Below are 16,357 nucleotides of genomic sequence, written 5' to 3'. Positions count from 1 at the left end.
CCGAAGTCCCCTCGTCGTGGAAAGCCGTTCTCCCCATCTTGGCCGATCACCCCTTCCCGAGCGAAAAGGCCGGCGGCCGGTAACGTGGCAGTGTGACCGACACCGACCGTTCTCACGTGCTCACCCGCATCGCCAACGGCCTCGGACACCTCACACTCGACCGCCCGCGCGCCATCAACGCGCTCGACCTCGGCATGATCCACGACCTGCACGCGGCGTTGGACGCCTGGGAGCGTCATCCCGGGGTGGATCTCGTCGTGCTCGACGGCGCCGGCGAGCGGGGATTCTGCGCCGGGGGAGATGTGCGGGGCCTGCGCGAGCAGATCCTCGGCGGCGATCCGGATGCCGCGGGCGTCTTCTTCCGCGCCGAGTACGCGCTGAACGCCCGGATCGCGGAGTACCCCAAGCCGATCGTCGTTCTCGCCGACGGCGCCACGATGGGCGGCGGTATCGGACTCGCGGGGCACGCTGCCGTGCGCGTGGTCACCGAGCGCTCACAGCTGGCGATGCCCGAGACCCGGATCGGGTTCACCCCGGATGTCGGAGGTTCCTGGCTTCTCGCCCGCGCGCCGGGTCGCGTGGGCGAATACCTCGCGCTCACCGGCCGCCCGATGGACGCCGCCGACGCCCTCTACGCCGGCTTCGCCGATCACCTCGTGGTCGTCGACAACCTCGAGCCCCTTCGGGAGGCCCTCCAGAACCGCGCCGACCCGGCCAGCCCCACCGAGATCGTGCTGCTGTTCGACGACACCGCCGGGGCTCCGTCGCTCGCCGCCGCGCGCCCGTGGATCGATGACGCCTTCGCCGCAGCCACTGTGGTCGAGATCGTCGAGCGTCTTCGCGCCCGACCCGAGCCCGAGGCGGCGGCGACCGCCGATACGCTCGGCGGGCTCTCGCCCACTGCGCTCGCGGTGACGCTCGAGGCGGTGCGTCGCGCCCGAACGCTTCCCGACCTGCGGGCTGCGCTCGCGCAGGAGTACGGCCTGGTGCTGTGGTTCGCCGCGACCCAGCCCGACCTCGTCGAGGGCATCCGCGCGCAGCTCGTCGACAAAGACCGCTCGCCGCGGTGGACGCCCTCGCGTCTGGAGGATGTCTCGCCCGACACCGTTGCCGACGCCTTCGCCTTCGAGCCGTCGCGGCCGCTCTGGGGCTGATCGAGATGGCGCCGAGGTCGGAGCGTGCGCGGCGACGCCGCGTGTCACGGGGCGTCGCGGTCGACTGGTTCTTCTTCGTCTTCGCCGGTCTCGCCGCCATCTGGCTCGCCTACCTCAGCCTCACCGAGTCGTTCCGCGTCGGCTGGTGGGGCATCCTCGTGGCGATCGCGTTCTGGGTGCTGCTCGCCTACCTCGTGCTGCCGCGCCTTCACCGCATCCTCACCACGATCTACGTGCCCGACTACTTCATCGGCCGCACCCGCACGAGCGACGGCCTGTTGGGCGACCCGGTCAACCTCGCCTTCGTCGGCGAGGCCGAGCAGATCAAGGCCGCCCTGCGCGCGGCGCGCTGGACCGAGGCCGACCCCGTCACCCTCGCCTCCTCGTGGCGCATCGTCACCTCGACCCTGACCCGCCGCAGCTACGGGGAGGCGCCGGTCAGCCCCCTGTTCCTCTTCGGGCGTCAGCAGGACTTCGCCTTCCAGCAGGAGGTCGACGGCAATCCCGCCAAGCGCCACCACGTGCGCTTCTGGCGCTGCCCCGACGACTGGCTGCTTCCCGGTGGCTACCGCGTCGACTGGCTCGCCGCCGGAACCTTCGACACCGCGGTCGGGCTGTCGCTGTTCACGCTGCAGATCACCCACCGCATCGACGCCGACACCGACATCGAGCGCGACCACATCGTCCGGTCGCTGCGCGAGGGGGCGCCGCAGGTCACGGTGAGCGTCATCGCCGACTTCTCCACCGGCTACCACTCGCGAAACGGCGGCGGCGACAGCATCCGCACCGACGGCGACCTCCCGGTCGTCGACGTCCGCGCCGTGCCGGTTCCCTCGGCGCCGGCCAGAGGTGAGGTGAGCGCGTGAGGCACGAGGGGCATCCCAAGAAGCGAGTGGCCTTCGAACCGGCCGAGCGCCTGCTCCAGGCTCCCGGTCACGACCCGAACATGAAGCGGCCGCCCACGATCGTCGCGGGCACCCTGCTGATCGTCCTCGGCGTCCTCGCCGGCGCGGCATGGATCATCGCCTCGTCGGGGGTGTGGCCGGAGTGGGTCGGAGAAGTCGCGGCGATCATCGGCGGCGACGACGTGCCGCGGCGCGTGGAGCAGAGCACCTTCCTTCTCTTCGCCGCGTTCGGCGGAGTGTTCCTGGCGCTCGAGGCGACGCTCGCGCTCCTGGTCTTCCTCGGTGCGAACTGGGCCCGGGTGCTGATCATGGTCTTGGCCGCCCTCACCATCTCCGTCGCGTTCGCGCGGTGGTGGTCGGAGGGCCAGGAGATCGAGATCACCACCACCTACGTCTCCCTCGGCATCGACATCCTCATCCTGCTCGCGCTGTCGAGCCGGAGCGCCGCGGCCTACGCGCGCCGCAAGGAGGCCCGCTGAACACCGCGTCGACGGCGGCGGACCTAGGGTGGGACCGTGTCGACCCCGCGTGATCCCCGTGGCCGCCGCCGCTTCCCGGCCGCCGTGTTCCGTCACGGCGCCGAGCCCGACGCACGCTTCACCCTCGCCAACGAGCGCACCTTCCTCGCGTGGATCCGCACCGCGCTCGCCCTCATCGCCGGCGGGGTCGCCCTCGAACTCCTGGGACTTCAGCTCCACCCGGGTCTCCGACTGGGGGCGAGCCTGGTGCTGGTCATCGTCGGGGTTGCCGTCCCCGGCCTCGCCTGGCTGAGCTGGATCCGCACCGAGAGGGCGCTCCGCGAGGCCGAGCCGCTGCCTTCCTCGCTTCTCGGGCCCGTGATCGCCGCCGCCGTCACGGTCGCCGGGGCCCTGGTGCTGCTGTCGATCCTGCTGGCATGAGCACGCTGTTCGACCCCGGCCTCCAGCCCGAACGCACCGAGCTGGCCTGGCGACGCACGGCCCTGGCGTTCGGCATCGGCTCGATCGTGGCGATGCGGTTGATCCCCGTCGTCTTCGGCAGCGCCTGGTGGGTGCTGCTGGGCGTGGCGGGACTCGTCGCTTCGGGCGCGATCTGGGTCTCCGCCGAGCGTCGGTATCGCGCCGTCAACGGCATCCTGCGCCGCGAGGGCGATCGAGGGCGGATGCCGGGGGCCGGCCTTCTGCTCGCGCTGGCGCTGTGCGCGGCGGGCGCGGGGGCACTCAGTCTCGCCGTCGTGGTCGTCGTCGCGCTCGCGCGCGGCTGATCAGTCGTCGCGCGTCAGGCGCGACAGCTCCGCGACGAAGGCGTCGACGTCTGCCTCGGTGGTGTCGAACGAGCACATCCACCGCACTTCGCGGCGGGCGGCGTCCCAGTCGTAGAAGCGGAACTTCTGTCGCAGCCGGTCGGCGACCCCCTCGGGGAGGATCGCGAAGACACCGTTGGCCTGGGTGGGCTGGGTGAACTCCACTCCGGCGATCGAGCCGTCGGCCAGGCCCGCCTCGACTCCGCCGCGCAGGCGCTGGGCCATGGCGTTGGCGTGACGGGCGTTGCGCAGCCACAGATCGCCCTCCAGGAGGGCCACGAGCTGCGCCGAGACGAAGCGCATCTTGCTGGCCAGCTGCATGTTGAGCTTGCGCAGATAGGTCAGCCCCGCCGAGGCCTCCGGGTCGAGCACGACGATCGCCTCGCCGAGCATCGCTCCGTTCTTGGTGCCCCCGAAGCTCACCACGTCGACGCCCACCTCGCGCGTGAAGGCCCGCACCGGCAGATCGAGCGCGGCGGCGGCGTTGGCGATGCGTGCGCCGTCGAGGTGCAGCCGCATCCCGAGCGGGTGGATGTGGTCGGCGATCGCCCGGATCTCCTCCGGCGTGTACAGGGTGCCGAGCTCGGTGGACTGCGTGATCGAGACGACGAGGGGCTGGGCCCGATGCTCGTCGCCCCATCCCCACGCCTCGCGGTCGATGAGTTCCGGCGTGAGCTTGCCGTCGTCAGTGGGGACGGTGAGGAGCTTGATCCCCGCGACCCGTTCGGGCGCACCGCCCTCGTCGACGTTGATGTGGGCGCTGGACGCCGCGATCACCGCGCCCCAGCGGGGGAGCATCGACTGCAGTCCCACCACGTTGGCCCCGGTGCCGTTGAACACCGGGAACGCCTCGACGCCCTCACCGAAGTGGGCGGTGAACACCTGCTGGAGACGTTCGGTGTAGACATCCTCGCCATAGGAGATCTGGTGGCCCTCGTTGGCGGCGGCGATGGCCGCGAGCACGTCGGGGTGGATGCCGGAGTAGTTGTCCGAGGCGAAGCCGCGCACGGCGGTGTCGTGGATGGTCGTCACGTCGATCAAGCCTAGGCGCACCGATCAGGCGTCGAGCGTGACGACCTCGTCGTTCACCGACGACGCCTCGGCGGTGAACAGCGAGACGAACGCGGCGGCGACGCGCTCCTCGAGACCTTCGAGGCTCTTCACGCGGAAGACCACGGCGGCGCTCGACGCCGGCTCACCGGCATCCCTCGCCGCCTTCGCCAGGCCCTGCGCGACAGCACGGGTCCATGCCTCGCTCGCCGCTTTCACCGCGGCGTAGTTCGCACCGCCGGCGAGGGGCCGCGCGACCGCCGTCGAGGAGATCATCGCCAGCCTCCCGACGGGGGAGGCCACCAGGTCGTCGAAGAACGCGCGCGTGGTGTGGCGGAGCGCGGTGAGCGAGGTCTCGAGCACGCGGTAGTCGTGGTCGCTCTGCCCGGCCAGCCCGCCGCCGCCGCGCCACCCGCCGACGAGATGGAGGATGCCGTCGACGCGGCCGTGCAGGGCGTGCACCCTCTGTGCGAGTTCGCGAACCTGCGCCTCGTCGCTGAGGTCGACCGTCTCGGTCGACACGCCGGGGACGGCGGACGCGAGGGCGGCGAGCTTGCCGGGGTCGCGGCCGGCCACCACCACGTGCGCCCCTGCGGCGACGAGGGTCTCGGCCGCCACCCGGCCGACCGTGCTCGTGCCGCCGGCGAGCAGCACGACCCGGCCCGTGACGGTGTCAGTCATCCGTGCCCCGGATGCCGGCGGTCGACTCGATCACCGGACGCATCTTCTTCTCCAGCGCCTCGAAGAACATCGACAGCGGGAACTCGTCGTCCAGAACCGCATCGGTGTAGCCCTTCGGCGTGCCCGCGAGGATGTGGTCGGGCAGGCCCCGCGCCCAGCGCGACGCGGGGTGCGGGGTGAGGGTCTGGCGCACCAGGTCGTAGGCGGCGAGCCAGTGCGCCGTCTTCGGCCGATCGATCGAGCGCCAGTACAGCTCGTCGATCGCGTCGCCGAGGGCGACGACCGCGGCCGGCACGCCGTCCCAGTCGAAGGCGAGCGAGGTGTCGGTCCAGTGCAGCACGCCGCGCTGGTGGAGCCACGCGAACAGCAGCTGGCCGCCGAGTCCGTCGTAGTTGCGCACCCGCGAGCCGGTGATGGCGAAGCGGAAGATGCGGTCGAAGATCACCGCGTACTGCACCAGCACCGCGTGCTCGAGCATCTCGGCGTCGGTGGCGTCGAGCGTCTCGCCGGCCTCGACCCGCGCCCGCAGCCGTGCGGTGAGGCTGACGCACTCCCGGAACGCGGTGAGGTCGCACCGCAGTTCTTCCAGCGAGTAGAGGAAGTACGGCATGCGCTGCTTGATCATGAACGGGTCGAACGGCAGGTCGCCGCGCATGTGGGTGCGGTCGTGGATGAGGTCCCACATGACGAAGGTCTTCTCGGTCAGCCGCTGGTCGTCGAGCATGCGCGCGGCATCGGCGGGCAGCTCGAGTTTCGTGATCTCGGCGGCGGCCCGGGTGACCCGGCGATAGCGGGCGGCCTCGCGGTCCTGGAAGATCGCGCCCCAGGTGAAGGTCGGGATCTCGCGCATCGCCACCGTCTCGGGGAAGAGCACGGCGCTGTTGGTGTCGTAACCGGGGGTGAAATCCAGCAGCCGCAGCGACAGGAAGAGGCGGTTGGTGTACTCGGTCTCGAGCTGAGCGATGAACTCCGGCCAGATCACCTCGACGAGGACTGCCTCCAGGTGCCGGTTCGGCGAGCCGTTCTGGGTGTACATCGGGAAGACGACGAGGTGGCGCAGGCCGTCGACGCGGTGCTCCTGCGGCTGGAAGGCCACGAGCGAGTCGAGGAAGTCGGGCTCGGCGAAGCCGCCGTCGGCCCAGCGGCGGAGGTCGACGACGGATGCGGCGAGGTAGGCCTCGTCGTGAGGGAAGCGCGGTGCGAGGGCGGTGATGGCCTCGGCGACGGTGGTCACGAGCTCGCGGGCCCGCGCGTGCACCTGCGGATCGGGGATCGAACCGTCCTTCACCTGGAGGCCTTGGATCTCGACGGCTGCCGCTTTCAGGGCCAGCCACTCGGCCGAGGTCTCGACTCCGGACGCGGACAGCGACGCCGCGGGCGCAGGGATGACGGTGCTCATGCGCCTCAGTATAGGAAACATTCCTGCGCCGTGTCATCTCGGCAGGAGGAATTCCTGTCGTAGGGGAGCGCACTGCTACGCTCAGGCCATGACCGGAGGCGACGCGAACGGCCCGGGCCCCCGCCTCGACGACGACATCGACGCGGGGATCGTCTCGGTCGTGAGCACGAACGCCCGCGCGACACTGGCGGAGCTGTCCGCCGCGGTCGGCCTCTCGGTGTCGGCGGTGCAGACGCGCCTGCGGCGCCTGGAAGCGCGCGGGGTCATCACCGGGTATCGGGCGCAGGTCGACGCCGAAGCGGTCGGCAAGCCCCTCTCGGCGTTCGTGGAGATCACTCCGCTCGATCCCGGTCAGCCCGACGACGCCCCCGAGCGCCTGGAGCACCTCGCCGAGATCGAGGCGTGCCACTCCATCGCCGGCGACGCCAGCTACATCCTCTTCGTCCGCGTCGAGAGCCCGCGTCACCTCGAGACGCTGATCCGCGACATCCGTGCCGCCGCCCAGGTGAACACCCGCACCACCGTCGTGCTGCAGACCTTCTACGAGAACCGGCCGATCCGGGTGCCGCGGGGTACGGTCGACGCATGACGACCGCCGGTTCGGGCCTGCTCATCCTCCGCAACAGCCGGTCGGGGACAGCGGTGATCCGCACCGACCCCGCCGAGCTGTTCTCCGAGCGCCTTCCCGCGGCGCGCGTGCACGAGCTGGGCGACGGTGAAGATCTGGCGGATGTCGTCGACGCGGCGTTCGCGGGAGGCGACGCGCCCACGGCGCTCGGCATCTACGGCGGCGACGGATCGGTCTCGCGCATGGCGGGCCTGGCGCGGCGGCACGGCGTCCCTCTGCTGGTGATGCCGGGAGGCACCTTCAACCACTTCGCCCGGTCGGCGGGCCTCGAGGACGTCGAGACCGCGGTCGAGGCGTACCTCGCGCGCGACACCGTCGAGGTGAGCGCCATGGAGGTCCGCGAAGGCGAGGGGGAGCCGGTGCTCGCCCTCAACGCCGCGTCGGTGGGCGCCTATCCCGAGCTGATCGAGGAGCGCGACACCCGGCGCCGCCGGCTCGGGAAGTGGCTCGGCGGCATCGTCGCCGCGTGGCGCACGATGCGCACCGCCGAGCCGCTCGACGTCATCCGCGACGGCCGGCGCGCGCGCGTCTGGTCGGTCTTCGTCGGTGTGGGCACGAACGATCCGAAGCGGGTCGCGACGATGCAGCGCGAGAACCTCGAGGATCCCGTCCTCGACATCCGCATCCATCACGCCCGGGGCACGCGCCTCCGCGCGATCGCCTCGCTCGCCTTCGGCAAGCGGACGGCGGCCGTGCTCCGTGCGGTGAGACTGATGCCCGAGAAGCGCGACGTCGAGCGCCTCCTGGAGACCGGATTCGCGATGACCGTGCGGCCGGGCCCGGGTCGCCCCGAGGTGTGGGTGCACGACGGCGAGCTCGAAGAGCCGCTCGGCGAGGAGTTCACGCTGCACTTCACCGTCATCCCCGCCGCGCTGACGGTGTTCGCCCCGCGCCCGCGCTGACCCCCCGCATCCCTCCTCCCGCTCTCCGCCCTCATCCGCGAGAGCGACCTCGCGTCAGGAGTGCTGGGGGAAGCCCAGGTTGATGCCCCCGTGCGACGGGTCGAGCCACCGGCTCGTCACGGCCTTCTCCTGAGTGAAGAAGTCGAACCCGTGCGGGCCGTAGGCCTTGGCGTCGCCGAACAGCGACGCCTTCCACCCGCCGAAGGAGTGGTAGGCGACCGGCACGGGGATCGGCACGTTCACGCCGATCATCCCCACCTGCACCTCGTGCTGGAACCGCCGGGCCGCGCCACCGTCGTTGGTGAAGATCGCGGTGCCGTTGCCGAACGCGCCGGAGTTGATCAGCTCGAGCCCCTCCTCGTAGCCGTCCACGCGCACGACCGAGAGCACCGGTCCGAAGATCTCGTCGCGGTACGCCGCCGAGGAGGTGGGCACCCGGTCGATGAGGGTCGGCCCGACCCAGAAGCCGTTGGGGTCGCCGTCGACCTCGATGCCGCGCCCGTCGACCACGACGTCCGCGCCGTCTCCGGCGGCGACGTCGACGTACGACGAGACCTTGTCGCGGTGCGCCGCGGTGATCACCGGACCCATGTCGCAGCCCCGCGTGCCGTCGCCGGTCCGCAGCGTCGCCATCCGCTCCGAGATCTTCTCCACCAGCGCGTCGGCGACGGCGTCGACGGCGAGAACGACCGAGATCGCCATGCACCGCTCGCCCGCCGAGCCGAAGCCGGCGTTCACCGCCGCATCGGCGGCGAGGTCGAGGTCGGCGTCGGGAAGGACCAGCATGTGGTTCTTCGCTCCGCCGAGAGCCTGCACGCGCTTGCCGTGGCGGGTTCCGGTCTCATAGACGTAACGGGCGATCGGGGTGGACCCGACGAAGGAGATCGCACGCACCTCGGGGTGCTCGAGCAGCGCGTCGACGGCCACCTTGTCGCCGTGGACGACGTTGAGTACGCCGTCGGGCAGGCCCGCCTCGGTGAGGCGCTCGGCCATCCAGTTCGCCGCCGTCGGGTCCTTCTCGCTGGGCTTGAGCACCACGGCGTTTCCTGCCGCGAGGGCGATCGCGAAGAACCACATCGGCACCATCGCGGGGAAGTTGAACGGGCTGATGATCCCGACGACGCCGAGGGGCTGACGCAGGGTGTACACGTCGATGCCGGTCGAGACGTTCTCGGAGTACGCCCCCTTGGTGAGGTGCCCGAGTCCGCAGGCGAACTCCACGACCTCCAGGCCGCGCGCGATCTCACCCTGCGCGTCGGAGATCACCTTGCCGTGCTCGGACGTGAGGATCGCGGCGAGCTCGTCCTTGCGCTGATTCACCAGCTCGCGGAAGGCGAACATCACCTGCTGGCGTTTGGCGATGCTGGCGTTCTTCCACTCCGCCGCGGCGGCCGAGGCGACCTGGACCACGTGGTCGACGTCGTCGGCGGTGGCGAAGCGCACCTCCTTCTGCACCGCGCCGAGCGCGGGGTTGTACACCGGGCCGGTGCGGTCGCCCGCTCCCGCCCAGGGGGCGCCTCCCACCCAGTGATCGAGGATCGCGGTCGCGGACGGCGTCGTCTGCTCCAGAGTCGTGGTGTCGGTCATCTCATCCTTTCGGTGGGTCCCCTCGTGAGGGACACGTGGTTCGAGTGTGTCGTCAGAGGCGCACGGTCGCGAGCGCGGCGTCGTAGATCTCCAGCGCTTCGGCGACCTCGTCGGCGGTGACCACGCAGGGCGGCACGACGTGGATGCGGTTGTCGGCGGTGAACGGCAGCAGGCCCCGCGCCATCAGGTCTTTCTTCAGCGCGCCGATGCTCGAGGCCGGCAGCGGCTCGCGGGTCTCGCGGTCGGCGACCAGCTCCATCGCCCAGAACACGCCTTCGCCGCGCACCTCGCCGATGACCTCGTGCTTCTCGGCGAGGGCGAGGAGCCCGGGGCCGATCGCTTCGGCGCCCATGCGGCGGGCGTTGTCGACGATGCCCTCCGACTCCATCGCATCCAGGGCCGCGATGATGGATGCCGCGGCGAGCGGGTGTCCGCTGTAGGTGAGCCCGCCGGGGAAGACCCGCTCGTCGAACGTGGCGGCGATCTCGTCGGAGATGATCACCCCGCCGACCGGCACGTAGCCGGAGTTGACGCCCTTGGCGAAGGTGATGAGGTCGGGCACCACGTCGTAGCCGTCGAACGCGAACCAGCGGCCGGTGCGTCCGAAGCCCGCCATGACCTCATCGAGGATGAGGAGGATGCCGTAGCGGTCGGCGAGTTCGCGCACCCCGGCGAGGTAGCCGGGCGGCGGCAGCAGCACCCCGGCGGTGCCGGGCACCGATTCCAGCAGCAGGGCGGCGATGCTCGCCGGCCCTTCGGCCTGGATGACGCGTTCGAGGTGGTGGAGCGCCCGTGCGCTCTCCTCTTCGGGCGTCGTCGCCCAGAACTCCGAGCGGTAGAGATACGGGCCGAAGAAGTGCACGTGCCCGCGGGCGTACTCGTTCGGGATGCGCCGCCAGTCGCCGGTCGCGACGATCGCCGCCCCCGTGTTGCCGTGGTACGAGCGGTAGGTCGACAGCACCTTCTCACGTCCCACCTCGCCCTTGGCGGCGGCGTGGAGCCGCGCCATCCGGATGGCGTTCTCGATCGCATCCGCTCCGCCGTTGGTGAAGAAGACCCGGTTCATCCCCTCGGGGGCGCGGGCGACGATGCGGGCGGCGGCCTCGCCGCGCTGCAGGTTGGCCGTCGCGGGACCGATGGTCGCCAGGCGCCCGGCCTGCTCCTGGATGGCGGCGACCACCGCGGGATGCTGGTGACCGATGTTGACGTTGACGAGCTGGCTCGAGAAGTCCAGCATCCGATTGCCGGCGTGATCCCAGACCGTCGTCCCCGACCCGCCGGCGATGACGGGAAGGTCGAGCCCGGCCTGCGCCGACCACGAGTGGAAGACATGCGCGCGATCGAGCTCCTTGGCTCGGACGTCGAGATCGGTCTGGATGTCGGTGGTCATGCTGTCTCCTCATCGATGAGCGCGGTCCCACCCGCGAGACCGCCCTGCGGCGACGAGACCCACTGCGGCGAACGTCGTCTCGGCGCGCATATGCAGTCTCGCTGATCGCGGGCGTGTTGGGGAGAGGGTCGCGCCGAGCCGGCTCCGTCTCAGGCGCCGAGGAGCATGAGCGCGTGGTAGAGCACGTACGCCGGCCACACGATCGCCTGGAGGAGTCCGAGGATGAACCCCCAGAACGATCCGTCCGACACCGAGACGAAGTAGACGGCCGCGCCGATGTACGCCAGGAAGAAGAAGAAGCCCCACGCGCCGGAGTTCACGACGGTGACACGACTGTCGGATGCCACGAGCTGACCTCACTTCTCCCTCGCCCCGCCGGTCACCTCCATGATCGCGTCGCGTGCGACGCGGCTCCGGGCCCAAGGTCCCGCGAGACTGCACTGCGGCGTCGAGACCGATCGCGGCCTCTCGGTTCGACGTGCACATGCAGCCTCGCGGGCGGAGGATGGCGCGGCGGGGCCTAGTTGCCGCCCTCCTGCAGTTCGACCTCGATGGGTTCGAACGACTCGCCGAACACGTCGACGCCGTCGGCCTCCAGCTCGTCGAGCGCCTGCTGAATGTACTGGTTGTCGTATGCCGTCGCCGGTGGCTCTTCGGTGATGAGGCGCGCCCCGGTCTCGTTGACCGCGGCGAGGGCCCCCTCGACGGTCTGAGCCCATGCGGCCTCGTCGATGATGCCGATGCCGTCGGCCGCGGGCCAGATGAGCTTGTTGGTCTCGTTCATCATCCACAGCTCGTGGCTCGGGCCCCACCCCGACCCCGACGCCAGGGTGATGTCGGCGGCCTCCTCGGGGTTGTCGCGCGCGTACGCCCACCCCTTGATGACCGCCTTCAGGAACGCCACGGCCGTCTCGGCGTACGCCTCGTCGGACTCCAGACGCTCGGTGTCGGCCCAGATGGCGTCCTGCAGCATGGCTCCGACGGTGTCCTGGTAGCTGATGACCGAGAAGTCCTCGGGCTGGTACAGCTCACCGGTGTCGGGGTCGACGGTCTCGAGCAGCTGGGCGTACTCGTTGTAGGTCATCGCCTGCGCCGCGTCGATGTCGCCCTGCAGGAAGGCGTTCATGTTGAAGTCCTGCGTGATGATCTCCACGGTCGTGGAGTCCAGCCCCTCGGCGGCCATCGCCGCGAAGATCTCCCACTCGTTGCCGAACCCCCACGAGCCGATCCGTTTGCCCTCGAAGTCGGCGACCGACTCGATGCCCGCATCGGCCCACGAGACCTGGAGGGTGCCCGAGCGCTGGAAGATCTGGGCGATGTTCGTGAGGTTGGCCCCCGCCTCGATCGAGCCGAGCACCTTCGGCACCCAGGCGATGGCGAAGTCGACGTCGCCGGCGGCGAGGGCGTCCTGCGGCACGATGTCGCCGCCGGACGGGATGATCTCCACCTCCAGGCCCTCCTCTTCGAAGAAGCCCTGATCGGCGGCGGCGAAATAGCCGGCGAACTGCGCCTGCGGCAGCCACTGCAGCTGGAGCGTCACCGGGGTCAGCTCGCCGTCGGAGCCGTCGCCCGAGGCGTCACCCGAACCCGAATCAGAGCCGCCGCCCGAGCAGGCGGTGAGGACGAGCGCCGCGGTCAGCGCGGCCGCTCCGGCCGCGAGCCCGCGGCGTGTGCTGTGTCTCATGGTGGTTCCCTTCGAATCCCCTCCGGGATCACGTCGTGCGATGGGATGGTGCGGTGCCGGCCCCGCCGGGTGCGGGGACGCTGTCGGGGGCGGGCGTCATCGCGCACCCCCGGGAGAGAGGCGGCGCAGGACCAGACGTTCGAGCGCCGCGGTGGCCAGGAAGAACACGAGCCCCAGCGCGATGGCTGCGGCGACGTAGGCCCACGCGCGCGCATAGGCGCTCGTGGCCGCCGAGGTGGAGATGAAGCTCCCCAGGCCTCCGCGGGGCCCGCCGAAGTACTCGGCCACCAGGGCGGAGATGACCGCGAGCGAGCTGGCGATCCGGATGCCGGTGAGAAGGAACGGCGCGGCCGTCGGGAGCGTCACCACGCGGAAGGCCTGGGATGAGCTGGCGGCGTAGCTGCGCATGAGGTCGCGGTGCACCGGTCGGGTCTGACGAAGGCCGCGGAGGGTGTTGACGAAGACGGGAACGAACGACGCCAGGGCCGCGATCGCCTGCCGCCCGAACTGGCTGTCGGCACCGAACATCGAGTTCAGGACCGGGGCCAGCGCCACGATCGGCACGACGGCGAGCGCGGCGACGACCGGCGCCGACATCCCGTCGACGGCCTGCCACCGTGCAGCGAGGGCCGCCAGCACCACGGCGAGGACGGTGCCGACGACGAGTCCGAGCAGCGCGTTCGTGCCGGTGACGAGGGTCGCGTCGGCGATCGCGGGGGCGAAGGCGATGAACTCCTCCGCGATGGCCGCGGGACTGGGAAGCAGGTAGTCCGAGACGCCGACGACCCCGACGAGCAGCTGCCACACGCCGAGGAAGACCAGCCCGACGACGATCGGGGCGATGATCCGGAGGCGCTCGGCGGTCGCGGCTGTCATCGCATCTCCCGGGTCGCGGCGCGCTCGCCGTCGGTCTCGCCGTGGAGGGCCGCGCGCACCGCGGTCACGCTGTCGAAGAAGACGGATGCCTCGCGCAGGGCCTCATCGCGACGGGTGGCCCCGAAGCTCACATCCACCACCGAGGTGATCCGTCCCGGGCGCGGCGACATCACGACCACCCGATCCGAGAGGAAGACCGCCTCGGGGATGGAGTGGGTGACGAAGACGACGGCCGCGCCGGTCTCGGTCGCGATGCGCGCGAGCTCGGTCTGCATGCGCTCGCGCGTCATCTCGTCCAGGGCGCCGAACGGCTCATCCATCAGCAGCAGCCGCGGCTGTTCGGCGAGGGCGCGCGCGATCGCGACGCGCTGCTGCATCCCTCCTGACAGCTGGTCCGGGTACCGGTCGGCGAAGTCGGTGAGGCCGACCATCTCGGTGAGCTCGGCCACGCGCGTTCGCCGATCGGCGGCGCCGACGCCGTGGATCTCGAGGGGCAGGGCGATGTTCGCCGCCACGGTGCGCCAGGGGAGGAGGCCCGCCTGCTGGAAGGCGATGCCGTAGTCCTGGTCGCGGCGGGCGCGGGAAGGGTCTTTGCCGAAGACCTCGATGCGCCCCGATGACGCGGTGTCGAGGTCGGCGATGAGACGCAGGAGCGTCGACTTGCCGCAGCCGGACGGGCCGATCAGCGAGACGAACTCGCCGGGGGCGACGGTGAGGTCGACGGCGGTGAGGGCGCGCACCTCACCCGACGCCGAGGCGAAGGTCTTGGTCACGTCGCTCACCGAGACCGCTGCTGTCGTGGTGACCGGTGGGGCGGTGGGGGTGGGGGCGCTCATGCGGTGACCTCGCCTCGTCGATAGTTCTTCAGGATGACGCCGAGGACCGCGATCGACCCGGCGGCGATGAGCCCGAGGGCCACAGCGCCGAAGATCGGGCCCCAGGCCTTGGCGGGGTCGCCCGAGGCCTGGCCGGCGAACTGGATGAGGAGCCGGCCGATCCCGCCCTGGAGGCCCGTGGACACCTCGGCGACGACCGCGCCGACCACGGCGTTCGCCGCCCCGAGGCGCAGGGCCGGCAGGAGGTAGGGCACCGCGGCGGGGAGCCGCAGGCGCCAGAGGGTCTGCCAGTATCCGGCGGAGTAGGTGTGGAAGAGCTCGGCATGGAGGCGTTCGGGGGACTGCAGCCCGCGGAGGGCGCCGACGGCGATGGGGAAGAACGCGAGGTACGAGGCGATGACGGCCACCGACATCCAGTCCTGCCACTGGGCGCCAGCGATCTCGATCCGCGATCCCCAGCTGCGGACGATCGGCGCGAAGGCGATCAGCGGAACGGTCTGGCTGAGGATGATCCAGGGGAGAAGTCCCCACTCCGCCAGCTGCCAGCGCTGCATCACCAGGGCGAGCGCCATGCCGACCACGAGGCCCACGAGCCATCCGGCCGCCGCGATCCCCAGCGTGGTGAGGGCGGCGAGGGCCACCGCCGCCCAGAGCGGCGGAGAGCCGTCCTGCCGGGTGACGGGTTCTGCGAGACGGATCACCATGTCCCAGACGTGGGGCATCGCGAGGTCGGTGGTGCGCGGGAGGACGCGCACGTCGCCGACGAGCACCCCGTTCTCGGGCGCCAGGAGCTTGTACGCCTCCCACAGCAGGATGACCGCGGCGACCCCGACGACGCCCCACAGCCACGCCGCGCCCCGGCGGCCACCGCGTGGCCCGCCGGGGCGTGCGGCCCGGACCGATGTGGACCGGCTGGCGGCGGTGACGACGTCGGGAGCGACATCCGTTCTCGTCATCCCGACCTCACTTCTTGGCCGCCACGTGCGCCTGCAGAGCCGGGATCACGGTCTCGCCGTAGACGCGGAGGGTCTCCTCCTTGTTGTCGTGCTGCAGGTACCCCGCGAACTGGGTGACTCCGAGGGCCCGGAGCTGCTCGAGTTTGGCGATGTGCTCCTCGGCGGTGCCGAGGATGCAGAACCGCTCGACGATCTCATCGGGCACGAAGTCGACGTGGTCGTTGTCGGCCTTGCCGTGGGTGTTGTAGTCGTACCCGGTGCGCCCCGCGATGTACTCGGTGAGCGCGTCGGGAACGGCCCCGTGCTGACCGTACTTGGCCACGATGTCGGCGACGTGGTTGCCGACCATGCCCCCGAACCACCGGCACTGCTCGCGCATGTGGGCGCGGTCGGTGCCGATGTACATCGGAGCGGCCACGCAGAACGCGATGCTGTCGGGATCGCGTCCGGCTGCCTCCGCGGCGTCCCGCACGGTCGTGATCATCCACGCGGCGATGTCGACGTCGGCCAGCTGCAGGATGAAGCCGTCGCCGACCTCGCCGGTGAGCTTCAGGGCGAGCGGACCGTAGGCGGCGACCCACACATCGAGCTCCGACCCGCGGCTCCAGGGGAACTGCAGGGTCGCACCGTTGTACTCCACCGGGCGCGAGTTGCCGAGCTCGCGGATGACGTGGATCGACTCCCGCAGCTCCTTCAGCGTCGTGGGCTTGCCGTTCGTCACCCGCACGGCCGAGTCACCCCGGCCGATGCCGCAGATGGTGCGGTTGCCGTACATCTCGTTGAGGGTCGCGAACACCGAGGCGGTGACCGTCCAGTCGCGGGTGGCCGGGTTCGTCACGAACGGCCCGACGATCACGCGCTTGGTCTCGGCGAGGATCGCCGAGTGGATGACGTACGGCTCCTGCCACAGCAGGTGCGAGTCGAAGGTCCACACGTGACTGAACCCGTGCGCCTCGGCGAGCTTCGCGAGCTGCACCGTGCGGGCCGCGGGCGGATTGGTCTGCAGGACGACACCGAAATCCATGGC

General features: G+C 70.9%; 18 protein-coding genes. 7 read left to right on the top strand and 11 right to left on the bottom strand.

Features of this window, described 5'->3' with window-relative positions; genetic code table 11:
• The first annotated feature begins 92 nt into the window (after nt 1-92).
• Genes DT073_RS01310 through DT073_RS01290 form a run of 5 tightly spaced genes read left to right on the top strand, consistent with a single transcriptional unit; the run spans nt 93 to nt 3,302 of the window.
• Nucleotides 93-1,154, top strand: a complete 1,062-nt coding sequence (locus tag DT073_RS01310) for an enoyl-CoA hydratase/isomerase family protein (RefSeq protein WP_124291759.1) — start codon at nt 93-95, stop codon at nt 1,152-1,154.
• Between the two features lie 41 nt (nt 1,155-1,195).
• Nucleotides 1,196-2,020: an LssY C-terminal domain-containing protein gene (locus DT073_RS01305; protein ID WP_240638675.1), complete on the top strand. Its 825-nt coding sequence runs from the start codon at nt 1,196-1,198 to the stop codon at nt 2,018-2,020.
• Complete coding sequence (locus tag DT073_RS01300) at nt 2,017-2,538, top strand: hypothetical protein (RefSeq protein ID WP_124291757.1); 522 nt, start codon at nt 2,017-2,019, stop codon at nt 2,536-2,538. The genes DT073_RS01305 and DT073_RS01300 overlap by 4 nt, the downstream gene beginning before the upstream one ends.
• A gap of 36 nt (nt 2,539-2,574) precedes the next feature.
• On the top strand, nt 2,575-2,958 hold the full coding sequence (locus DT073_RS01295) for a YidH family protein (RefSeq protein ID WP_124291756.1): 384 nt from the start codon (nt 2,575-2,577) through the stop codon (nt 2,956-2,958).
• Nucleotides 2,955-3,302 (top strand): DUF202 domain-containing protein, encoded by a 348-nt coding sequence (locus DT073_RS01290; protein WP_124291755.1) that lies wholly within the window; start codon nt 2,955-2,957, stop codon nt 3,300-3,302. Before DT073_RS01295 ends, DT073_RS01290 begins: the two co-directional genes overlap by 4 nt.
• Here the strand turns inward: DT073_RS01290 and DT073_RS01285 are convergent, their stop codons facing one another.
• The 3 genes from DT073_RS01285 to DT073_RS01275 are packed head-to-tail and all read right to left on the bottom strand — an operon-like array spanning nt 3,303 to nt 6,471.
• Nucleotides 3,303-4,373 (bottom strand): threonine aldolase family protein, encoded by a 1,071-nt coding sequence (locus tag DT073_RS01285; RefSeq protein WP_124291754.1) that lies wholly within the window; start codon nt 4,371-4,373, stop codon nt 3,303-3,305. It abuts the gene before it with no gap.
• A 24-nt stretch (nt 4,374-4,397) separates the two neighbouring features.
• A complete protein-coding gene (locus tag DT073_RS01280) occupies nt 4,398-5,072 on the bottom strand; it encodes an SDR family NAD(P)-dependent oxidoreductase (RefSeq protein ID WP_124291753.1) in 675 nt (224 codons plus the stop codon).
• Nucleotides 5,065-6,471, bottom strand: a complete 1,407-nt coding sequence (locus DT073_RS01275) for a DUF6421 family protein (RefSeq protein WP_240638674.1) — start codon at nt 6,469-6,471, stop codon at nt 5,065-5,067. The genes DT073_RS01280 and DT073_RS01275 overlap by 8 nt, the downstream gene beginning before the upstream one ends.
• A gap of 88 nt (nt 6,472-6,559) precedes the next feature.
• On the opposite strand from DT073_RS01275, the gene DT073_RS01270 reads away from it, so the two are divergent.
• Together DT073_RS01270 and DT073_RS01265 are read left to right on the top strand one after the other, a co-directional pair.
• Nucleotides 6,560-7,060: an Lrp/AsnC family transcriptional regulator gene (locus DT073_RS01270; protein WP_124291752.1), complete on the top strand. Its 501-nt coding sequence runs from the start codon at nt 6,560-6,562 to the stop codon at nt 7,058-7,060.
• The gene (locus DT073_RS01265; RefSeq protein ID WP_240638673.1) at nt 7,057-8,001 is read left to right on the top strand and encodes a diacylglycerol/lipid kinase family protein; all 945 of its coding nucleotides are present in this window, start codon (nt 7,057-7,059) and stop codon (nt 7,999-8,001) included. The genes DT073_RS01270 and DT073_RS01265 overlap by 4 nt, the downstream gene beginning before the upstream one ends.
• Nucleotides 8,002-8,055: 54 nt before the next feature.
• On the opposite strand, the gene DT073_RS01260 is transcribed toward DT073_RS01265, so the two are convergent.
• The 8 genes from DT073_RS01260 to DT073_RS01225 all read right to left on the bottom strand — a co-directional run bounded on the left by DT073_RS01260 (nt 8,056) and on the right by DT073_RS01225 (nt 16,354).
• Nucleotides 8,056-9,588 (bottom strand): CoA-acylating methylmalonate-semialdehyde dehydrogenase, encoded by a 1,533-nt coding sequence (locus tag DT073_RS01260; protein WP_124291751.1) that lies wholly within the window; start codon nt 9,586-9,588, stop codon nt 8,056-8,058.
• A gap of 52 nt (nt 9,589-9,640) precedes the next feature.
• Entirely contained in the window at nt 9,641-10,978 is a 1,338-nt protein-coding gene (locus DT073_RS01255) for an aspartate aminotransferase family protein (protein ID WP_124291750.1), read from the bottom strand.
• Nucleotides 10,979-11,127: 149 nt separating this feature from the next.
• Complete coding sequence (locus DT073_RS01250) at nt 11,128-11,325, bottom strand: hypothetical protein (protein WP_124291749.1); 198 nt, start codon at nt 11,323-11,325, stop codon at nt 11,128-11,130.
• Between the two features lie 173 nt (nt 11,326-11,498).
• Complete coding sequence (locus DT073_RS01245; RefSeq protein WP_124291748.1) at nt 11,499-12,662, bottom strand: ABC transporter substrate-binding protein; 1,164 nt, start codon at nt 12,660-12,662, stop codon at nt 11,499-11,501.
• Between the two features lie 96 nt (nt 12,663-12,758).
• The gene (locus DT073_RS01240; RefSeq protein WP_124291747.1) at nt 12,759-13,538 is read right to left on the bottom strand and encodes an ABC transporter permease; all 780 of its coding nucleotides are present in this window, start codon (nt 13,536-13,538) and stop codon (nt 12,759-12,761) included.
• Nucleotides 13,535-14,374: an ABC transporter ATP-binding protein gene (locus DT073_RS01235; RefSeq protein WP_124291746.1), complete on the bottom strand. Its 840-nt coding sequence runs from the start codon at nt 14,372-14,374 to the stop codon at nt 13,535-13,537. Before DT073_RS01235 ends, DT073_RS01240 begins: the two co-directional genes overlap by 4 nt.
• Nucleotides 14,371-15,330: an ABC transporter permease gene (locus DT073_RS01230; RefSeq protein ID WP_124291745.1), complete on the bottom strand. Its 960-nt coding sequence runs from the start codon at nt 15,328-15,330 to the stop codon at nt 14,371-14,373. The genes DT073_RS01235 and DT073_RS01230 overlap by 4 nt, the downstream gene beginning before the upstream one ends.
• Nucleotides 15,331-15,337: 7 nt before the next feature.
• On the bottom strand, nt 15,338-16,354 hold the full coding sequence (locus tag DT073_RS01225) for a TIGR03842 family LLM class F420-dependent oxidoreductase (protein WP_124294280.1): 1,017 nt from the start codon (nt 16,352-16,354) through the stop codon (nt 15,338-15,340).
• Nucleotides 16,355-16,357 lie beyond the last annotated feature (3 nt).

The sequence above is a fragment of the Microbacterium sp. ABRD28 genome, assembly GCF_003850245.1.
Classification (GTDB): Bacteria; Actinomycetota; Actinomycetes; order Actinomycetales; family Microbacteriaceae; genus Microbacterium.
The sequence above is the reverse complement of the archived record's forward strand: the minus strand, read 5'-3'. Positions and strand labels throughout refer to the sequence as shown.